The sequence below is a fragment of the Sneathiella aquimaris genome (assembly GCF_026409565.1).
In the GTDB taxonomy this organism is placed as follows: domain Bacteria; phylum Pseudomonadota; class Alphaproteobacteria; order Sneathiellales; family Sneathiellaceae; genus Sneathiella; species Sneathiella aquimaris.
In genome coordinates, this window is record NZ_CP112881.1 from 3,014,569 (window position 1) to 3,030,478 (window position 15,910).

General features: G+C 48.6%; 15 protein-coding genes. 6 read left to right on the forward strand and 9 right to left on the reverse strand.

The annotated features are described in order from the left end of the window. Nucleotides 1-15: 15 nt before the first annotated feature. Nucleotides 16-717, forward strand: a complete 702-nt coding sequence (gene ctrA / locus OIR97_RS14135; protein WP_169542902.1) for a response regulator transcription factor CtrA — start codon at nucleotides 16-18, stop codon at nucleotides 715-717. Nucleotides 718-852: 135 nt separating this feature from the next. Here ctrA and OIR97_RS14140 read toward each other — a convergent pair whose 3' ends face one another. The 6 genes from OIR97_RS14140 to OIR97_RS14165 form a co-directional block, all read right to left on the reverse strand. Continuing rightward, on the reverse strand, nucleotides 853-1,689 hold the full coding sequence (locus tag OIR97_RS14140; RefSeq protein WP_169542903.1) for a CheR family methyltransferase: 837 nt from the start codon (nucleotides 1,687-1,689) through the stop codon (nucleotides 853-855). After that, the gene (locus tag OIR97_RS14145) at nucleotides 1,686-2,810 is read right to left on the reverse strand and encodes a protein-glutamate methylesterase/protein-glutamine glutaminase (protein WP_343052793.1); all 1,125 of its coding nucleotides are present in this window, start codon (nucleotides 2,808-2,810) and stop codon (nucleotides 1,686-1,688) included. The genes OIR97_RS14140 and OIR97_RS14145 overlap by 4 nt, the downstream gene beginning before the upstream one ends. A gap of 44 nt (nucleotides 2,811-2,854) precedes the next feature. After that, the gene (locus tag OIR97_RS14150) at nucleotides 2,855-3,220 is read right to left on the reverse strand and encodes a response regulator (RefSeq protein ID WP_169542904.1); all 366 of its coding nucleotides are present in this window, start codon (nucleotides 3,218-3,220) and stop codon (nucleotides 2,855-2,857) included. 24 nt (nucleotides 3,221-3,244) lie between these two features. Next, a complete protein-coding gene (locus tag OIR97_RS14155) occupies nucleotides 3,245-3,700 on the reverse strand; it encodes a chemotaxis protein CheW (RefSeq protein ID WP_169542905.1) in 456 nt (151 codons plus the stop codon). Further along, complete coding sequence (locus OIR97_RS14160; RefSeq protein WP_169542906.1) at nucleotides 3,697-6,516, reverse strand: hybrid sensor histidine kinase/response regulator; 2,820 nt, start codon at nucleotides 6,514-6,516, stop codon at nucleotides 3,697-3,699. The genes OIR97_RS14155 and OIR97_RS14160 overlap by 4 nt, the downstream gene beginning before the upstream one ends. A gap of 270 nt (nucleotides 6,517-6,786) precedes the next feature. Then, nucleotides 6,787-7,425 (reverse strand): histidine phosphotransferase family protein, encoded by a 639-nt coding sequence (locus tag OIR97_RS14165; RefSeq protein WP_169542907.1) that lies wholly within the window; start codon nucleotides 7,423-7,425, stop codon nucleotides 6,787-6,789. A 111-nt stretch (nucleotides 7,426-7,536) separates the two neighbouring features. On the opposite strand from OIR97_RS14165, the gene OIR97_RS14170 reads away from it, so the two are divergent. Genes OIR97_RS14170 through OIR97_RS14185 form a run of 4 tightly spaced genes read left to right on the forward strand, consistent with a single transcriptional unit; the run spans nucleotide 7,537 to nucleotide 12,881 of the window. Beyond that, nucleotides 7,537-7,731 carry a DUF3553 domain-containing protein gene (locus OIR97_RS14170; RefSeq protein WP_169542908.1) on the forward strand — a complete coding sequence of 65 codons (195 nt, stop codon included), beginning with the start codon at nucleotides 7,537-7,539 and terminating at the stop codon, nucleotides 7,729-7,731. A gap of 31 nt (nucleotides 7,732-7,762) precedes the next feature. After that, nucleotides 7,763-9,466: an NAD(P)H-dependent oxidoreductase subunit E gene (locus OIR97_RS14175; protein WP_169542909.1), complete on the forward strand. Its 1,704-nt coding sequence runs from the start codon at nucleotides 7,763-7,765 to the stop codon at nucleotides 9,464-9,466. Beyond that, nucleotides 9,463-12,198, forward strand: coding sequence for a formate dehydrogenase subunit alpha (gene fdhF, locus OIR97_RS14180; protein ID WP_169542910.1), 2,736 nt, complete (start codon nucleotides 9,463-9,465; stop codon nucleotides 12,196-12,198). The genes OIR97_RS14175 and fdhF overlap by 4 nt, the downstream gene beginning before the upstream one ends. Continuing rightward, nucleotides 12,198-12,881, forward strand: coding sequence for a type 1 glutamine amidotransferase (locus OIR97_RS14185; RefSeq protein WP_169542911.1), 684 nt, complete (start codon nucleotides 12,198-12,200; stop codon nucleotides 12,879-12,881). The genes fdhF and OIR97_RS14185 overlap by 1 nt, the downstream gene beginning before the upstream one ends. Here OIR97_RS14185 and OIR97_RS14190 read toward each other — a convergent pair whose 3' ends face one another. After that, a complete protein-coding gene (locus tag OIR97_RS14190; protein WP_169542912.1) occupies nucleotides 12,882-13,763 on the reverse strand; it encodes a DMT family transporter in 882 nt (293 codons plus the stop codon). It lies immediately after the preceding gene. A 104-nt stretch (nucleotides 13,764-13,867) separates the two neighbouring features. On the opposite strand from OIR97_RS14190, the gene OIR97_RS14195 reads away from it, so the two are divergent. Further along, complete coding sequence (locus OIR97_RS14195; RefSeq protein ID WP_169542913.1) at nucleotides 13,868-14,566, forward strand: HAD family hydrolase; 699 nt, start codon at nucleotides 13,868-13,870, stop codon at nucleotides 14,564-14,566. On the opposite strand, the gene OIR97_RS14200 is transcribed toward OIR97_RS14195, so the two are convergent. Together OIR97_RS14200 and mmsB are read right to left on the reverse strand one after the other, a co-directional pair. Beyond that, on the reverse strand, nucleotides 14,553-14,930 hold the full coding sequence (locus OIR97_RS14200) for a RidA family protein (protein WP_169542914.1): 378 nt from the start codon (nucleotides 14,928-14,930) through the stop codon (nucleotides 14,553-14,555). The genes OIR97_RS14195 and OIR97_RS14200 overlap by 14 nt on opposite strands. Before the next feature lie 73 nt (nucleotides 14,931-15,003). After that, nucleotides 15,004-15,891: a 3-hydroxyisobutyrate dehydrogenase gene (gene mmsB / locus OIR97_RS14205; RefSeq protein WP_169542915.1), complete on the reverse strand. Its 888-nt coding sequence runs from the start codon at nucleotides 15,889-15,891 to the stop codon at nucleotides 15,004-15,006. Nucleotides 15,892-15,910: the final 19 nt, after the last annotated feature.

Here is a 15,910-nt window from a genome sequence, read left to right on the forward strand (position 1 = left end):
AGGAGGTTTATCTCAATGCGGGTATTATTGATCGAAGACGACAGCTCAATGGCGAGAGGCATCGAATTGATGCTGAATGCAGAAGGGCTCAACGTATATTCCACGGATCTCGGCGAAGAGGGCGTGGATCTTGGTAAGCTGTATGACTATGACATCATCATTCTGGACCTTGGTCTCCCTGATATGTCCGGTTACGATGTTTTAAAGAAACTGAGAACAGCTAAAGTGTCGACACCTATCTTAATCCTGTCAGGCATGTCTGAACCGGATGATAAGGTTAAGGGGCTGGGCTTTGGTGCAGATGATTATCTAACCAAACCTTTTAACAAGGACGAACTTGTGGCACGGATACACGCCATCGTCCGACGCTCGAAAGGTCATGCACAGTCCACAATTAACACAGGAAAACTGACTGTTAATCTTGATTCTAAATCTGTCGAGGTCGATGGGCAGCGCCTTCACCTTACCGGTAAAGAATACGGCATGCTGGAGTTACTCAGCCTTCGCAAAGGAACGACCCTGACCAAAGAGATGTTTCTAAATCATCTTTATGGCGGTATGGACGAGCCTGAACTGAAGATCATCGATGTATTTGTCTGTAAGCTCCGTAAGAAACTTGCATCGGCCACAAACGGCGACAACTATATTGAAACAGTCTGGGGACGTGGTTACGTGTTGCGTGATCCGGATGAAGGCAATCAAGCCAAGGCCAGTTAAACACCAATTCAATCAAAAAAAACCGCATCTGACACTGTCAAATGCGGTTTTTTATTGAGCAAATTCTAGAGTTAAGCAATCCAGCGGAACTTTGAACACAAACGAAACATCAAGAGGCGGCCTGTCGTTCTACGCCTACCCTGTTTGCGCCATCATTCCGGCTGACGCTGATGTATACACACCTTTCAGGCCGGTAATCGGTTTAAGCTCATCGCAAATACCCAAGACAGTCTCGGCACCCCCCAAGAACAACGCACCGTCTTTTTCAAGAATTTTGTGCATTTGGGTAAGCACTTTCCCTTTGGTTTCATGATCGAAATAAATCAGGACGTTACGACAGAAGATCACGTCGAAACTGCCAAGAAGGGCAAGGTTGTCCAAAAGGTTCATTTTCTGAAATTTGACCATCGCGCGGATAGAGCTGTCAATCTGCCACATTTCGCCCATCTGCTGAAAATATTTAATCAGCAGCTGGATCGGCAGGCCCCGCTGCACTTCGAACTGAGAATATAATCCGGCTTTGGCTTTTTCCAGAACCTCATTGGATATATCAGTAGCAAGAATTTCTACGCGCCAGCCTGCCATCTTGGCCGCTTCTTCTTTTAGAAGCATTGCCACCGAGTAAGGCTCTTGCCCAGACGAACAGGCCGCATTCCAAATCCGTAAGGATTTCTTTGAACTGCGGGTTTCTAGCAGGCGGGGCAGTACAGTTTCCTTGAAGATGTCGAACGGTTTTGTGTCTCTGAAGAAAAACGTCTCATTCGTCGTCATTGCTTCAGTTATTTCTTCTTTCAGCTTCTCGTCATTCGTCCGGCGAAGTTCGTTTGCCAGATCTTCAAGGGTGTTCATTCCTCTTTGACGGGCCAACGGAACAAGGCGGCTTTCAAGAAGATAAACTTTTTCTTCTGTCAAAACCAAGCCGGACCGTTCAAAAACAATACCGCTTAAAAGTTGGAAGTCCTGAGTGTTCATAGAGGCCTCCCCATAACTGCGTTTTCAATTGCTGCTGGAATATCCTGTATTGGAAGAACGGAATTGCATAAGCCGGCTGTTGCGACGGCTCCAGGCATGCCCCAGACAACACTTGACGCTTCGTCTTGTGCAATAAGGGTACCGCCAGCCTGCGAAAGGAGTTCACTTCCCTTTAATCCATCATGTCCCATTCCTGTCAAAATTACAGTCAGAACGCGAGATCCGTAAACATCGATCAGGCTACGCAACATTGGGTCCACTGCGGGACGGCAGAAATTTTCAGGGGGGTTTTGATTCAAACTCAGAACCGTGTCCGTACCGTCTTTCTTTACCGTCATATGCCAATCTCCTGGCGCCAGATAAACTCTATTGCCAACAACCTTTTCTCCATCAATGCCCTCTGCAACAGGCAATCCGAAGATTTTGGTCAGGTGTTCGGCAAGAATTGCTGTAAATGTGGCAGGCATATGTTGAGTTACAAAGATGGGCAAAGAAATTTTGCCTTTTAACTTTTCGAAAACCGAAAATAGTGCCTGCGGTCCACCTGTGGATGACCCGATTGCCAGCGCCTGCGGCAATCCAATCGCTTTATTCGGGCGTAATGTTACCGTTGTATTTCGATATAAACTCTTCTTAACCGGCTCAGCAGAGGCCGTTGGCCGTTTGACCTGCCCATCTGATGAAGGCGCCGCCTGACCAGATTTTTTGCGACGGGTTGCCCCCAGCGCCTTGATCTTCTCAACAAGTTCCCGTTGGAAATTGTCTTTGTCTTTGGCTTCGCGTGTGCTTTCAGGCTTTGGAATATAGTCTGCCGCGCCTTTGGCCATTGCCTGCATGCTGATATTGGCATTTCGTAAGGTCAAGGTTGACGCCATGATCACTTTTACATCGGCATCCATCTCGATCAATTTTGGCAGGGCAGTCATACCATCCATCTCTGGCATCTCAATGTCCAGAACAACGACTTCAGGCCGCGCCCGCTCAAACTCACGAAGGGCATATACGCCATTACTTGCAGAAGCAACAACTTCAATTGACTCTTCGTCTTTCAGCCATCGGGTCAGAAAACCTCTGATCACAGCGGAATCGTCAACGATCATTACCCGATAGGGATGTTGCATTTTACCATCTGTTTCTTTTACTACGGGTGTCCCCAGAACGCTCACTAGAGTACCCCTACCTGAGAGAATTTTGCTTCGATAATCGCTCGGTCGAACGGCTTCATGATATATTCATTGGCACCGGCCGAAATGGCTTCACGGATGTGGGCCATATCATTTTCTGTTGTACAAAAAACAACGACCGGATCGGCACCTCCTTCGGTCTGCCTAAGAGAATGCAGAAACTCGATGCCGTTCATGACCGGCATATTCCAATCCAGCAGAATGACATCTGGCATCGTTTCAAGGCACTGATCTAAGGCACCCCTGCCATCTTCCGCTTCCAGAATATCAAATTTCAGGTCTTCCAGAATACGTCGGGCGACCATTCGTACCACTTTTGAATCATCAACAATCAGACAAGAAGCCATAATAACTATCAACCTTGTTTTGTGTTAGGCAGCGACATTTGCACCGACGGCAAAGTCCAGAAGACGGTCAATTTGAAGAATTACCAACAGTTTATCTTCCGTCCGATAGATACCAGAGGAGACTTCGCGCCAGCGAGCATCCATCGTGCCTGGATTCATTTCCAGTTTATCCTGGCGCAGGCTCAATACCTCTCCGACTGAATCAATCAGGAGACTATATGGCTCTCCGTGATGTTCAACGACCACGCTCATTGGATTTTTATGTTCCTCTGAAGGGCTCAGGCCAAGGCGTTTGCGAACATCGATGCAGGTCACAATCCGACCGCGAAGGTTCAGGGCGCCGGCAACTTCAGGCGGTGCCAAAGGAATATTTGTCAGTTTTACACTGCCAAGGACATCATGCACCTGCAATACGGGGATACCAAATCTCTGATCAGCAATCCTAACGGTTACATATTCCTGCATTTCAGTGTTACTCATTTTGCACCTCCACTCGCGCGCAACGTCTGCGACAATGTATTCATCAAGGCATCCCGATCAAATTTTGCGACATAATCAGAGAACCCGACTTTGCGCCCACGATCAAAATCCTGTGGTGTTGTATGAGAGGACAAAGCGACAATCGGGGTGTCGGCCCAGCGTTCATCTCCCAACACTTCTTCAGCAAACTGGAAACCATCCATTTCCGGCATTTCAATATCACTCACGATGACGTCAAAATGCTTGCCCGCATCTCTCATTGACAATGCTTCCAACGGATTTTCTGCGGTACTGACTTCATATCCAGCAACAGACAAAAGAGGGACCAGCATGTTACGGAAGAACGGACTGTCATCGACGAGCAAGACACGTTGTGACGAAGACTGGCTGCCATATGCGGCGGTTTCACCAGATGCAAACCAATCACCAAAACATTTCTGCAGGTAGAACCCGACATCAATAATATCGGTCGCCTTCCCACGAATGACCGCGCTACCAATCGTACCTTCAACGCTTGATGCCATCTCAACGTTCAGTTGCTCGTCCACGATGTCGACGATTTCATCAACAACCAGCCCCATCGTCCGGTCATTATCGCTGAACACCAGAATAGGCTGTCTGCCAGTTTCGACAATCTTCGCATCTTCGTTCATTGTAACCAGTGGCATGATTTTACCGCGATACTGAACGACCATCCGACCATTTGTCGTTTCAATCGTATCAACGTCGACCTCTTCCAAACGAGCAACCAGAGACAGTGGAACTGCTTTTGGCTCTTGCCCGCCTGCCCGGCAAATCAACATCGCAACTTTGTCATTTTCAGCCGAAACGTGTTGACCTTCTTCTTCAATAGAGTGATCACCCACAACATTTTCTCCGGATTTGGCAGCAATACCATTCGGATCAAGGATCATAATAACGCTACCATCACCCAGAATTGTATTTCCAGAGAAGATAGACAGATCCCGCAAGATCGGGGCAACCGGTTTCACAACAATTTCTTCTGTGTCAAACACACGGTCAACAACGATACCAAACGTATAGGCACCAACCTGACTGACAATAATGAACTCTTCAGAGCCTTTATTTTCACTTTGTTCGGCGACTTCGTCCGCTGCCGTTTCAAGGCGAAGAATATCATTAAGGTGGACCAGTGGCAGTAGTCGATCCCTCAATCTCAGGACTGGACTGTCATTGATCATTTCAATTGTGTTATCACTACGACCATCTGTAGAGGCGCGGACAAGCTCCACTACACTGATCTGAGGAATAGCAAAACGTTCATGGCAACATTCGACGATCAGGGCGGAAACAATTGCTAAGGTCAGCGGGATTTTGATAGTAAAGACTGAACCCTTACCATCTTCTGATTTAAGCTCGATTGTTCCGCCGATTTTCTCAATGTTGGACCGGACAACATCCATACCAACACCACGGCCCGAAACGTTTGTTACTTTTTCAGCAGTCGAGAAACCGGCGCGCATGATAAAGTTCTGAATTTGCTGGGTGTTCATTCCATCCAGTTCAGCTTCAGAAGCCAGGCCATTTTCCATAACCTTGGCTTTAATTTTATCACTGTTCAAACCGCGACCATCGTCAGAAATGGTAATGATGATGTGACCACCTTCGTGATACGCATCCAGTACAATTTTACCCGTTTCTTTTTTACCAGCAGCCAGACGCTCGCCCGGTGTTTCAAGACCGTGATCAGCAGAGTTCCTCACCATGTGGGTCAACGGATCTTTAATAAGTTCCAGCACCTGTCGATCAAGTTCCGTTTCGGCGCCATGCATGATCAAATCAATTTTCTTGTCCAGATCATGGCTGAGATCACGTACAATACGCGGTAACTTCGACCAGGCATTCCCAATCGGCTGCATCCGGGTCTTCATCAGACCTTCCTGCAATTCTGTTGTAACGTGACTTAGACGTTGCAACGGCACCGTAAATTCGTTGTCATCCATACCCCGAACCATCTGAAGCAGCTGATTTCGGGTCAGGACCAGTTCACTCACCATCGTCATCAGATTTTCAAGCAATTCGACGTTGACGCGAATACTCTGATTGGCAAGCGATGTTTCTTTATGGGCCACTTCAGGGGCAGCTTTTGCCTCTTTGGCTTTTTCTGGAACAATCTTTGGAACAGGCGCGACTTCGACTTCTTCTGCAACAGGTTCGGCAATTATCGGATCTGCTGCAACATCGTCTTCGGGGCCAGGTGCGGCTGCGAAAGCGGCTTCCAATTCGGCTTCAGAAACTTCTCCAGGACGCAATTCAGGCTCACTTTCTGCAGCAAGCTCCTCTGGTCCTGGGGCCGATGCAAACGCGGCCTCCAACTCAGCTTCAGAAACTTCACCGACCTTCAACTCTCGTTCCTGCACAACCGGTTCCGGTGTTGGCTCAGGCTCTGGTGCTGCGGCAGGTTTTGCCGCCGCGCCGCCGCCATAAGCGACTTCGTTCAAACGTGTAATAAGATCAGCATCGTTCCCTTCTGGTTCCGCTTCCGTTTGCTCCAGAACTTCAAGAACGTCTTTAATGACATCCATTGCTTCGAGAATGATGGTGACGACATCAGCGGTAACCGCAAGTTCGTTGTCTCGTATTTTACCTAGAACATTTTCACCGGCATGAGCAACGGCTTCCAATCTTGGAAGGCCCAAGAACCCGCAGGTTCCTTTGATGGTATGTACCAGTCGGAAAATATTATCGATCTGTGTACCGTCATCCGGATTTTGCTCAAGCGCAACCAAAGCCGCATCTACAATACCGATATTCTCGTTGGTTTCGGTCAAAAATTCGCTTAACAGGTCATCCATGGTGCTCTTCTCTCCCTACTCAATCGCAGGTCCGCAAATAAACAATTTAGTCTTCCCAATTTGCGTTAGAATGCGCGAAAGAGGTTAACAAGCAGTTACGGTAAACGGATCGAGAAGCAGAAAAATCAAACTTATCTAAAATATTGTCTATCCCAAGGGAGTTGAAGCGTAATGCGGGCATTAAAGGGCCTAATTAGCGGCTCAATCTGCAATCGACATAAAAAAAGCCTGACAGAATGCCAGGCTTTAAATCAGTAAATGTGAAAAAACTTAAGAAGACGCCACACTCAATACAACTTTATCTTCTTCAATAGAATCGATCGCAACCTTAAATCCATTATTTGCAGATAGCGCCATTATATATTGGGCGGCCACATTCTGCGCGGTCAGCTGTTCTTCATCATAGCCATCCAGCAATGTACGGGTAATTTCTTCCCGCAAGCCCGCCCGTGGTCCTGTTGCTGTGATGGAAAAGCCCCAATTTTCTGATGTCACGTCCCCGGCAACCACCAGATTTCCGCCCCGTGGCAGGGCTCCCGCCGCAATTGCCACAAGATTACAGACGATCTTCACGGCATCTTTTGACAGACTGTCTGCGGCCCCAGCATCATCGGGCCAATCTAAGGTAACTTTGCCGTAACTCATAAATTCGCGGCATAATGTGCGACCATCACGGATCGAAACCTCTGCCCCCAATCCACCTGCCATGCCAAATGCCAATCGGTAAAACTGGAGCCTGGCGGCTGCTTCGCCAGCACTTTGGCTAACAAGATCCATTGCCTGGTCTCGCATATCAGCATTAGATTCGTCATTTAAAAGCTCCACGCCATTGTTAATGGCACCCACCGGCCCAATAACATCATGGCAGAGTTTCGAGCTCATCAAGGCTGCCAGCTTTAAATCTATCATTCTTTCACCATACACATGACCATTACCTATGAGACACAATGGAACAATTTTTGTCGTCTCGGCAACAGTTTGCTACACTCCCTATGTAACAATCAACAGAGTGATGTAATTATGTTAGCTTTTTTTTCGCCGGGACAATATGTCAAGCATCCTCAACAACCGGACTGGGGGATTGGACAGGTTCAATCCTGTGTCGCCGACAGAATTACAGTGAATTTTGAACATGCTGGAAAGCAACTCATTATTGCCAGCGTAATTGAACTCGTCACGGTAAGTGAGGAAGACGTTCGCAAAGAACGAAATTAGACATTTACGCGGCTGGGTAGGGAATAAGTCTATGGGCAAGTCTGCCTCATTTCAATTAAGTTCAAAGGCGCCAGGCCTTGGAAAACGAAAAGCCAAACACTATGCGAAAGGGCGCCAGCCAAAAAGCGACGCCGTCGCCGATGTCAAAGCGCTATTAAGCAATCAACCGTCTGGGCGTGATCAGCTCATTGAACATCTCCACCTTCTGCAGGATCATTTTGGGGCGCTCACCCACGATCATCTGGTCGCCCTTGCGCAGGAAATGAAGCTTGGCTTGGCTGAAGTGTATGAAGTTGCAACTTTTTATCATAATTTCAACGTTGTCGGAAACCTAACCGACATTCCTGAAATGACTATTAAGGTATGTGACAGCCTGACCTGTGAACTGGCAGGTTCCAAGGCACTCAGAACAGAACTCCACCAGATTTATGGAGATAAAATCAAGGTTACGCATGGTGCCTGCATGGGACGCTGTGACAAGGCCCCCGTTGTCCGACTGAAAAACCAGTATGTTGAAACGGCGACAGCCACAAAAACAAAAGATGCTCTGGCCGAAGAAGGAACACCACAGGATCCCCCTCAACCGACTGTCTCTTATTCAGACTATTGCACATCAGGCGGCTTTAGCGTTCTGAAAGATTTACAGGCCTCAGCCCTTACCGCCGAAGAAATCATAGAACAGTTAAAGACCAGTGGTCACCGTGGTTTAGGCGGGGCGGGCTTTCCCCATGGCGCTAAACTTGAATCGGTTCTGTCCATCCCCGGACCAAGATATATGGCCGTGAACGCAGATGAAAGCGAGCCCGGAACTTTTAAAGACCGGCATTACATGAACACCAACCCTTACCAGTTTCTGGAAGGGATGCTCATCGGCGCCGAAATCGTCAAGGCAGAGGCTATATATATCTTCCTGCGCGATGAATATCCTGATACAGCCCGGATTTTATCCAAAGCAATTGAGACCGTTCAAAGCGAAGGACTGAACAAGGAGCGTCCTATCTTCTTGAGGCGAGGGGCTGGCGCCTATATTTGCGGTGAAGAAAGTGCCATGCTGGAAAGCCTGGAAGGAAAACGCGCACTGCCCCGCCATAAGCCCCCCTTCCCTGCACATGTAGGGTTGTTCGGCCGTCCGACCCTGATCAACAATGTGGAGACGCTTTATTGGCTCCCTGAAATTATTGCAAAAGGCGCAAACTGGTATCAGCAGGGCGGACGACACGGATCAAACGGATTTCGAACATTTTCTCTGTCCGGACATATCAACAAACCCGGCGTCTATTTAACACCCGCCGGTATAACAGCTCAGGAACTGATTGATGAATTCGGTGGGGGCATGAAAGACGGCCACAGCTTTAAAGGATATCTGCCAGGCGGTGCCTCTGGTGGTATTCTGCCTGCCTCAATGGCCGATATCCCGCTGGATTTTGGCAAACTTGAACCCCACGGGTGTTTTGTCGGATCTGCCGCCGTCATCATTCTATCCGATAAAGATGACCTGAAATCGGTCGGCCGAAACCTGATGCGTTTCTTTGAAGATGAGAGCTGCGGACAATGCACACCTTGCCGGGCCGGCACTGAAAAGGCTTTGGCCCTTATGCAACATGAAAATTGGGATCAGGACCTGTTGATTGAATTAAGTGATTGCATGAGGGATGCCTCCATTTGCGGGCTGGGCCAGGCTGCTCCGAACGGCCTGCTCTCGCTTATCAAGTTTTTCCCGGAGGATTTGGCATGACCGATTTAGTAACCTTCTCCTTGGACGGAAAATCAGTAACCGCTCGCGCTGATCAATCCATTTGGGATGTCGCCAAAGAAAAAGGAACCTTAATTCCCCATCTTTGCCATGCTGACAAACCAGGCTATGAAGCCGATGGAAACTGTCGGGCCTGTATGGTTGAAATCGACGGAGAACGTGTGCTCGCCGCTAGTTGCGTTCGCAAGCCTGCAGAAGGCATGGTCGTCTCGACTAAAAGCAATCGCGCCAGCAATGCTCGAAAGATGGTGATTGAACTGTTAAACGCGGACCAGCCCAAAGGGGCGCGCGGCTATACAAACGGCAGTCATTTTGCAAAAATGGCAGACCTCACGAACACCCATGGCAGTCGGTTCCCCCGCAGATCTACACCTGCCGCGGATGTCAGTCACCCTGCAATGGCCGTCAATCTGGACGCGTGCATCAATTGCAATCTGTGTGTTCGCGCCTGTCGAGATGTTCAGGTGAATGATGTTATTGGCATGGCTGGCCGGGGGGCGCATTCAAAAATCGTTTTTGATTTCGATGACCCCATGGGATCAAGTACCTGTGTTGCTTGCGGTGAATGTGTTCAAGCCTGCCCAACCGGTGCTTTACTCGAAAAAACGATGTTAGACAGCCCTGGAACTGAAAAGGAAATTGATAGCGTATGCCCCTTCTGCGGGGTGGGGTGCCAGCTGACCTATAAAGTGCGGGACGAAAAAATTGTAGCCGTTGAAGGAAGAAATGGACCAGCCAACGAGGGACGTTTATGCGTGAAAGGCCGGTTCGGTTTCGACTATATTCACAACCCGGAACGGTTGACTAAACCTCTTATTCGTAAAGAAGGCGTGGCAAAAAGTGACGTCTCGACACTTGATCCGGCAAACCCCTTCACCCATTTTCGCGAAGCAAGCTGGGAGGAAGCGCTTGATATCGCGGCCAACGGCTTGAAAAAAATAAGAGACGAACAAAACGGAGACGCCTTGGCGGGCTTTGGCTCAGCAAAAGGGTCAAACGAAGAAGCATACCTGTTTCAGAAACTGATCCGGACTGGCTTTGGTACAAACAATGTCGATCATTGTACTCGTCTGTGCCATGCATCCTCGGTTGCAGCCCTGCTTGAAACCGTTGGTTCTGGCGCCGTATCTGCGCCGTTTAACGAGGCTGCCAATTCAGACGTGATCCTGGTGATAGGCGCTAATCCAGCCGTCAACCACCCAGTGGCAGCAACCTTTTTCAAAAATGCTGTGAAACGAGGGGCGAAACTCATCGTTATCGACCCTCGCGGCCAACCTTTATCCAGATTGGCGACCCATGAATTGAAAGAAAAACCAGGGTCTGATGTGGCATTGCTGAATTCAATCATGCATGTGATTGTTGAAGAAGGTCTGACCGATGAAGATTATATCTCTCGCCACACAGACGATTTTGTGGCATTGGCCGATCATCTAAAAGACTATGATCCAATTCGTATGGAAGAGCGAACGGGAATTGCAGCGGAAGAAGTCCGAACTGTTGCTCGCCTCTTTGCCACTGCGAAATCGGCCATCATTTTCTGGGGAATGGGCATCAGCCAGCATGTTCATGGGACCGATAATTCCCGTTGCCTGATATCACTGGCCCTAATGACAGGACAAATTGGCAGACCCGGAACCGGCCTGCATCCTTTGCGGGGGCAGAACAACGTGCAGGGGGCATCCGATGTTGCGCTGATCCCAATGTTCTTACCAGACTATCAATCCGTTGAAGATCCTACGATCCGGGAAAAGTTTGAAACCTTCTGGGGCACCAAAATTCCGGAAAGAAGCGGACTAACGGTTGTTGAAATTACCGAAGCGATCCACAAAAAAGAAATTACCGGTATGTATATCATGGGCGAAAATCCGGCGATGTCAGATCCCAATGTCACCCATGCTCGTGAAGCCCTATCCATGTTGGACACCCTCGTCGTTCAAGACCTGTTTGTCACAGAAACCGCCGCCTATGCCGATGTCATTCTACCCGCATCTGCATGGCCTGAAAAGGATGGCACTGTTACAAACACAAACCGTCAAGTCCAGATGGGCCGTGCTGCTGTTCCTTTACCGGGGGATGCTCGCCAGGACCTTTGGATCATTCAGGAAATTGCCAGAAGAATGGGTCTGAACTGGAACTACACGCACCCGAAAGAAGTGTTTGATGAGCTTACCCAGGTCATGAACAGCATAAAGGGACTTAACTGGGACCGTGTTGACCAGGAAGATGCGGTTATTTATCCGTGCAAAACTACCGAGGATCCCGGGCAGGCCATCATTTTCACCGATACATTCCCGACCGTATCGGGGCGGGGTAAATTTGTGCCCGCAAGTCTGATTTCACCGGATGAGACACCCGACAAGGACTATCCTGTTATTCTGACGACGGGTCGCTTGCTGGAACATTGGCATACCGGATCTATGACCCGGCGGTCCCATGTGCTGGACGCCGTCGAGCCGGAACCTACCGTTCAGATGCCCCCATCGATGTTCGAAGAATTGGGCATCAATGCCGGAGACAAGGTCTCTATATCATCACGGCGGGGTCATTTGAAAATAAAAACACGCATGGATAGCGCCGTTCAAAGTGGCATGGTTTTTATCCCCTTTTGTTTTACAGAGGCAGCCGCTAATCTTTTAACGAACGATGCGCTTGATCCATTTGGTAAAATCGCTGAAGTGAAATTTTGCGCCGTAAAAGTTGAAAAATTAGCATAATGAAGAAAACAGTTGGTATTTTACGCACCGGATATATTGGTGGCTCTCTGGGCGCTGATCATGGCGAATACCCAGAAATGTTCATTTCAATGTTGGGCGAAAATCGGTTTGACTACAGAACCTATTCTGTTGTTGACGGAGAATTTCCCGATGCACCAACGGACTGCGACGCCTGGATTATCACAGGCTCCAAACACGGTGTTTACGAAGATCATGCCTGGATACCGCCACTCGAGGATTTTATTCGCCAATTGGCGGCAAGCCAACAACCGACTGTCGGGATCTGTTTCGGCCACCAAATCATGGCGCAGGCACTGGGCGGAAAAGTTGAAAAATCGACCCGCGGCTGGGGGATAGGACCACATGAATATCTGAATGTGCGTTCCGGAGAAACAGTGAAACTTCTCGCGTTTCATCAGGATCAGGTTGTTGCATTGCCGCCCGGAGCAGAAATCACTCACCGGTCTGATTTTTGCCCCTTTGCAGGTCTGCAATATTCAGAAACGTGCTATTCTTTACAACCACACCCGGAGCATACACCCGACTTCGTTGCTGATTTGATTTCCGAACGACGGCGCACCGTCTTACCCGATGACCTTGCGGAACGAGCTTTGTCCCGCCTTCCCCAACCTAACCATCAGGATGAATATGGGCGGAAAATCAGCGCTTCTCTGGACAAATAATTATAAGGCTTTGGACCGCTTTTGCTCACGGTAAAAGGTATAAATACCCATCGCAACAACGATTGAACTGCCGACGATTGTCCACTGATCGGGATAGTCACCGAAAAGAACGATCCCAAGCAATATTGACCAAAGTAAAATCGTATACCGAAAAGGGGACACGAAAGCGATTTCCCCAATCCTGACCGAGGACACGCTTAAGACATACCCAAAAACGACGAAAAATGAAGCGGCCATTAAAAACGATACATTATGAACAGATAATGGCGTCCACTCTGAAAATGGAAGCAGGGCACCGGCAACAATCATTATGGCAAGTGATGTAAGAAACGAGACCATTAACGAAGAAACAGACGATGATATTCTTCGGGTAGATAGATCACGAACAACGATAAACCCAATGGCAGCAATAGCGTAAAAAGCATAGCTGTTAAAGCCTTCAGCGCCCGGCCGAACGATAATCAGAACCCCGGTAAATCCGATCAAGATCGCACCATATCGACGCCAACCAATTTTTTCCCCCAGGAACAGACCTGCGCCCAGCGTCACAGCAAGAGGCAAGGACTGTAAAATCGCTGTTGCATTAGCAAGCGGCATATTAAAGATGGCGGTCAAAAAGAAATAGGCCCCGCAAACCTCCGCGGCCACACGCACCGCGATTAATTTACGGTCTTTAGACGGCACCACCGACTTGAAGGCCCCCTTATAATAAGCAAATGCCCCGATTAGAACAGTCGTGAAAATAGATCGGACAAAGATTGCCTGAACCAGAGAAAAATGGTCTGAACCCAGCTTCATCAACGCATCGTTGATCCCAAAAGCCGCCATGCAGGCAGCCATAAAAAAGGCCCCGCGAATATTGTCTGAATTTTTTTCTATCATTTTGTATTAGTCTGCCAGATTGTATGAAAGCGCAACTTTATTTGGCAGGCAGGAAAGCCTATCCTAACGCATAAGCATGAATTTCTCGTCTGTAAAGGTTCAACATGTTATCCACCCTCGCTTTTGATGCTGACGACACTTTGTGGGAAAACGAAGAGATTTTTCATCTGACGGAAGCGCGGTTTCATGACCTGATCGCGCAGCATGTCGATGCGGCAGATCTGTCAAAAACATTAATCGCCACGGAAAGGCGCAATCTGGGTTATTACGGCTATGGGATCAAAGGATTTACTTTATCCATGATCGAAACCGCAATTGAAGTCACGGGCGGTCAAATCCCCGCGCAGGATATTCAGGAAATCATACAGGCAGGACGAGAAATGAAGGACCATCCAACGGCCCCGCTTGCTCATGTTGAAACTGTTTTAAAACAGTTATCTGACGATTTTCGACTGATCGTCATTACAAAAGGCGATCTTTTTGATCAGGAACAGAAGCTGGCGCAATCCGGTCTCGGTGACTATTTTGACGGCGTTGAAATTGTCAGCGAAAAGTCAAAAGAAACCTATCAAACTATTTTTGATCAATATGGGGACGGCCCGAAACGAAGCATGATGATCGGAAATTCACTAAAATCTGACATCCTGCCCGCCCTTAACGCTGGTGCCTATGGCGTTCATATACCCCATAGCAAAACCTGGGCCCTGGAGCATGCGGAGACCCCGGAAGACAGCCATCATTTCTGGCAACTCGATTCTATAAGCGCGTTGCCTGCCCTCGTTCAGAAACTTATGAAAGCCTAGCCGTCACTTCGATTTCTATCTTCATATTCGGATCCATCAACCCCGCAACAAACATGGTGGCCGCTGGCTGCGCCACGCCTAGATTTTCCCGAATAATTGGCCAGCAGGCAGGGAAATCATCCCGGTTGGGCAGGATATAGTGAACCCGCACCACATGATCTAGCGACGAGCCGGCATTTTTTAGTGCTTCTTCTATATTCTTAAAACAAAGCACCGTTTGTTCCTCAATGCTTTCAGGCAAGGTCATTGTTTCATAGTCAAACCCGGTTGTACCCGAGACGAAAACATAATTTTCATCCACGACAGCCCGGGAATAGGCAATGTCTTTTTCAAACGTTGAACCAGATGTGATTTTTTTTACCATTCACCCCTCCAATAAAAATCCCGGACAAGCTACGCCTGCCCGGGATGATATCTAGCAGAATAGCTGACAGATGTCAGGATTCTCGGATCATATTGATTATACCCGAGAAATCGGCGGCTTCGCCGTCTCCAGAAACGTAGCTCTTATACAATTCTGTCGCAGCTTTACCCAAGGCCGTTTCGGCATCAAAACCATCGGCAGCTTCTTGAGAAAGCATCAGGTCTTTCAACATATTCTGCGCAGAAAATCCTGGCTTATAATCGTTGTTAGCCGGTGAGGCCGGCACGGGACCCGGAACCGGGCAATAACTTGTCAATGACCAGCATTGCCCTGATGCGGTGGAGGCAATATCGAAAAGCGTTTGATGTTCAAGACCCAATTTTTCGCCCAGAACAAATGCCTCAGAGACTGCGATCATGGAAATACCCAAAATCATGTTATTACAGATTTTGGCAGCCTGTCCGTTCCCTGAAGCGCCCGTATGCACAATATTTTTGCCCATCGCTTCAAGGATAGGTTTCGCCGCTTCAAAAGCGCCTGCTGGACCGCCAACCATGAAGGTAAGGGTTCCAGCCGCTGCCCCGCCAACACCGCCACTTACAGGCGCATCGACCATCAGCATGCCTTTTGCCGCCGCAGCGCCCGAAACTTCGCGTGCTGTTGCAACATCAATTGTCGAACAATCGATAAACAATGTGCCTTCGTCTGCAGCTGCAATCGCTCCGTCTTCGCCAAGATAGACCGCCCGGACATGATCCCCTTTTGGCAACATACTGACAACGATATTAACGCCTTTTGCGGCGTCAGTCGCACTTTCGGCGGCGACACCACCTGCATCCGTGCAAATCTTGACAGCTTCTTTTGACAGATCAAAAACCGTAACCGAATGACCCGCTTTCAATAAATTGAGGGCCATTGGGCCGCCCATGTTACCGACACCAATAAAACCGATTTTTGCCATGATATCCTCCCGAATTGCT

Excerpts from the sequence above, each read along its gene's own strand:
- OIR97_RS14140 (WP_169542903.1), bottom strand. The coding sequence starts at position 1,689 with ATGAACACTCAGGACTTCCAACTTTTAAGCGGTATTGTTTTTGAACGG.
- OIR97_RS14200 (WP_169542914.1), bottom strand. The coding sequence starts at position 14,930 with ATGGTAAAAAAAATCACATCTGGTTCAACGTTTGAAAAAGACATTGCC.
- OIR97_RS14195 (WP_169542913.1), top strand. The coding sequence starts at position 13,868 with ATGTTATCCACCCTCGCTTTTGATGCTGACGACACTTTGTGGGAAAAC.
- OIR97_RS14160 (WP_169542906.1), bottom strand. The coding sequence starts at position 6,516 with ATGGATGACCTGTTAAGCGAATTTTTGACCGAAACCAACGAGAATATC.
- OIR97_RS14165 (WP_169542907.1), bottom strand. The coding sequence starts at position 7,425 with ATGATAGATTTAAAGCTGGCAGCCTTGATGAGCTCGAAACTCTGCCAT.
- OIR97_RS14155 (WP_169542905.1), bottom strand. The coding sequence starts at position 3,700 with ATGAGTAACACTGAAATGCAGGAATATGTAACCGTTAGGATTGCTGAT.
- OIR97_RS14175 (WP_169542909.1), top strand. The coding sequence starts at position 7,763 with ATGGGCAAGTCTGCCTCATTTCAATTAAGTTCAAAGGCGCCAGGCCTT.
- OIR97_RS14185 (WP_169542911.1), top strand. The coding sequence starts at position 12,198 with ATGAAGAAAACAGTTGGTATTTTACGCACCGGATATATTGGTGGCTCT.
- OIR97_RS14145 (WP_343052793.1), bottom strand. The coding sequence starts at position 2,810 with ATGCAACATCCCTATCGGGTAATGATCGTTGACGATTCCGCTGTGATC.
- fdhF (WP_169542910.1), top strand. The coding sequence starts at position 9,463 with ATGACCGATTTAGTAACCTTCTCCTTGGACGGAAAATCAGTAACCGCT.
- OIR97_RS14170 (WP_169542908.1), top strand. The coding sequence starts at position 7,537 with ATGTTAGCTTTTTTTTCGCCGGGACAATATGTCAAGCATCCTCAACAA.
- mmsB (WP_169542915.1), bottom strand. The coding sequence starts at position 15,891 with ATGGCAAAAATCGGTTTTATTGGTGTCGGTAACATGGGCGGCCCAATG.
- OIR97_RS14150 (WP_169542904.1), bottom strand. The coding sequence starts at position 3,220 with ATGGCTTCTTGTCTGATTGTTGATGATTCAAAAGTGGTACGAATGGTC.
- ctrA (WP_169542902.1), top strand. The coding sequence starts at position 16 with ATGCGGGTATTATTGATCGAAGACGACAGCTCAATGGCGAGAGGCATC.
- OIR97_RS14190 (WP_169542912.1), bottom strand. The coding sequence starts at position 13,763 with ATGATAGAAAAAAATTCAGACAATATTCGCGGGGCCTTTTTTATGGCT.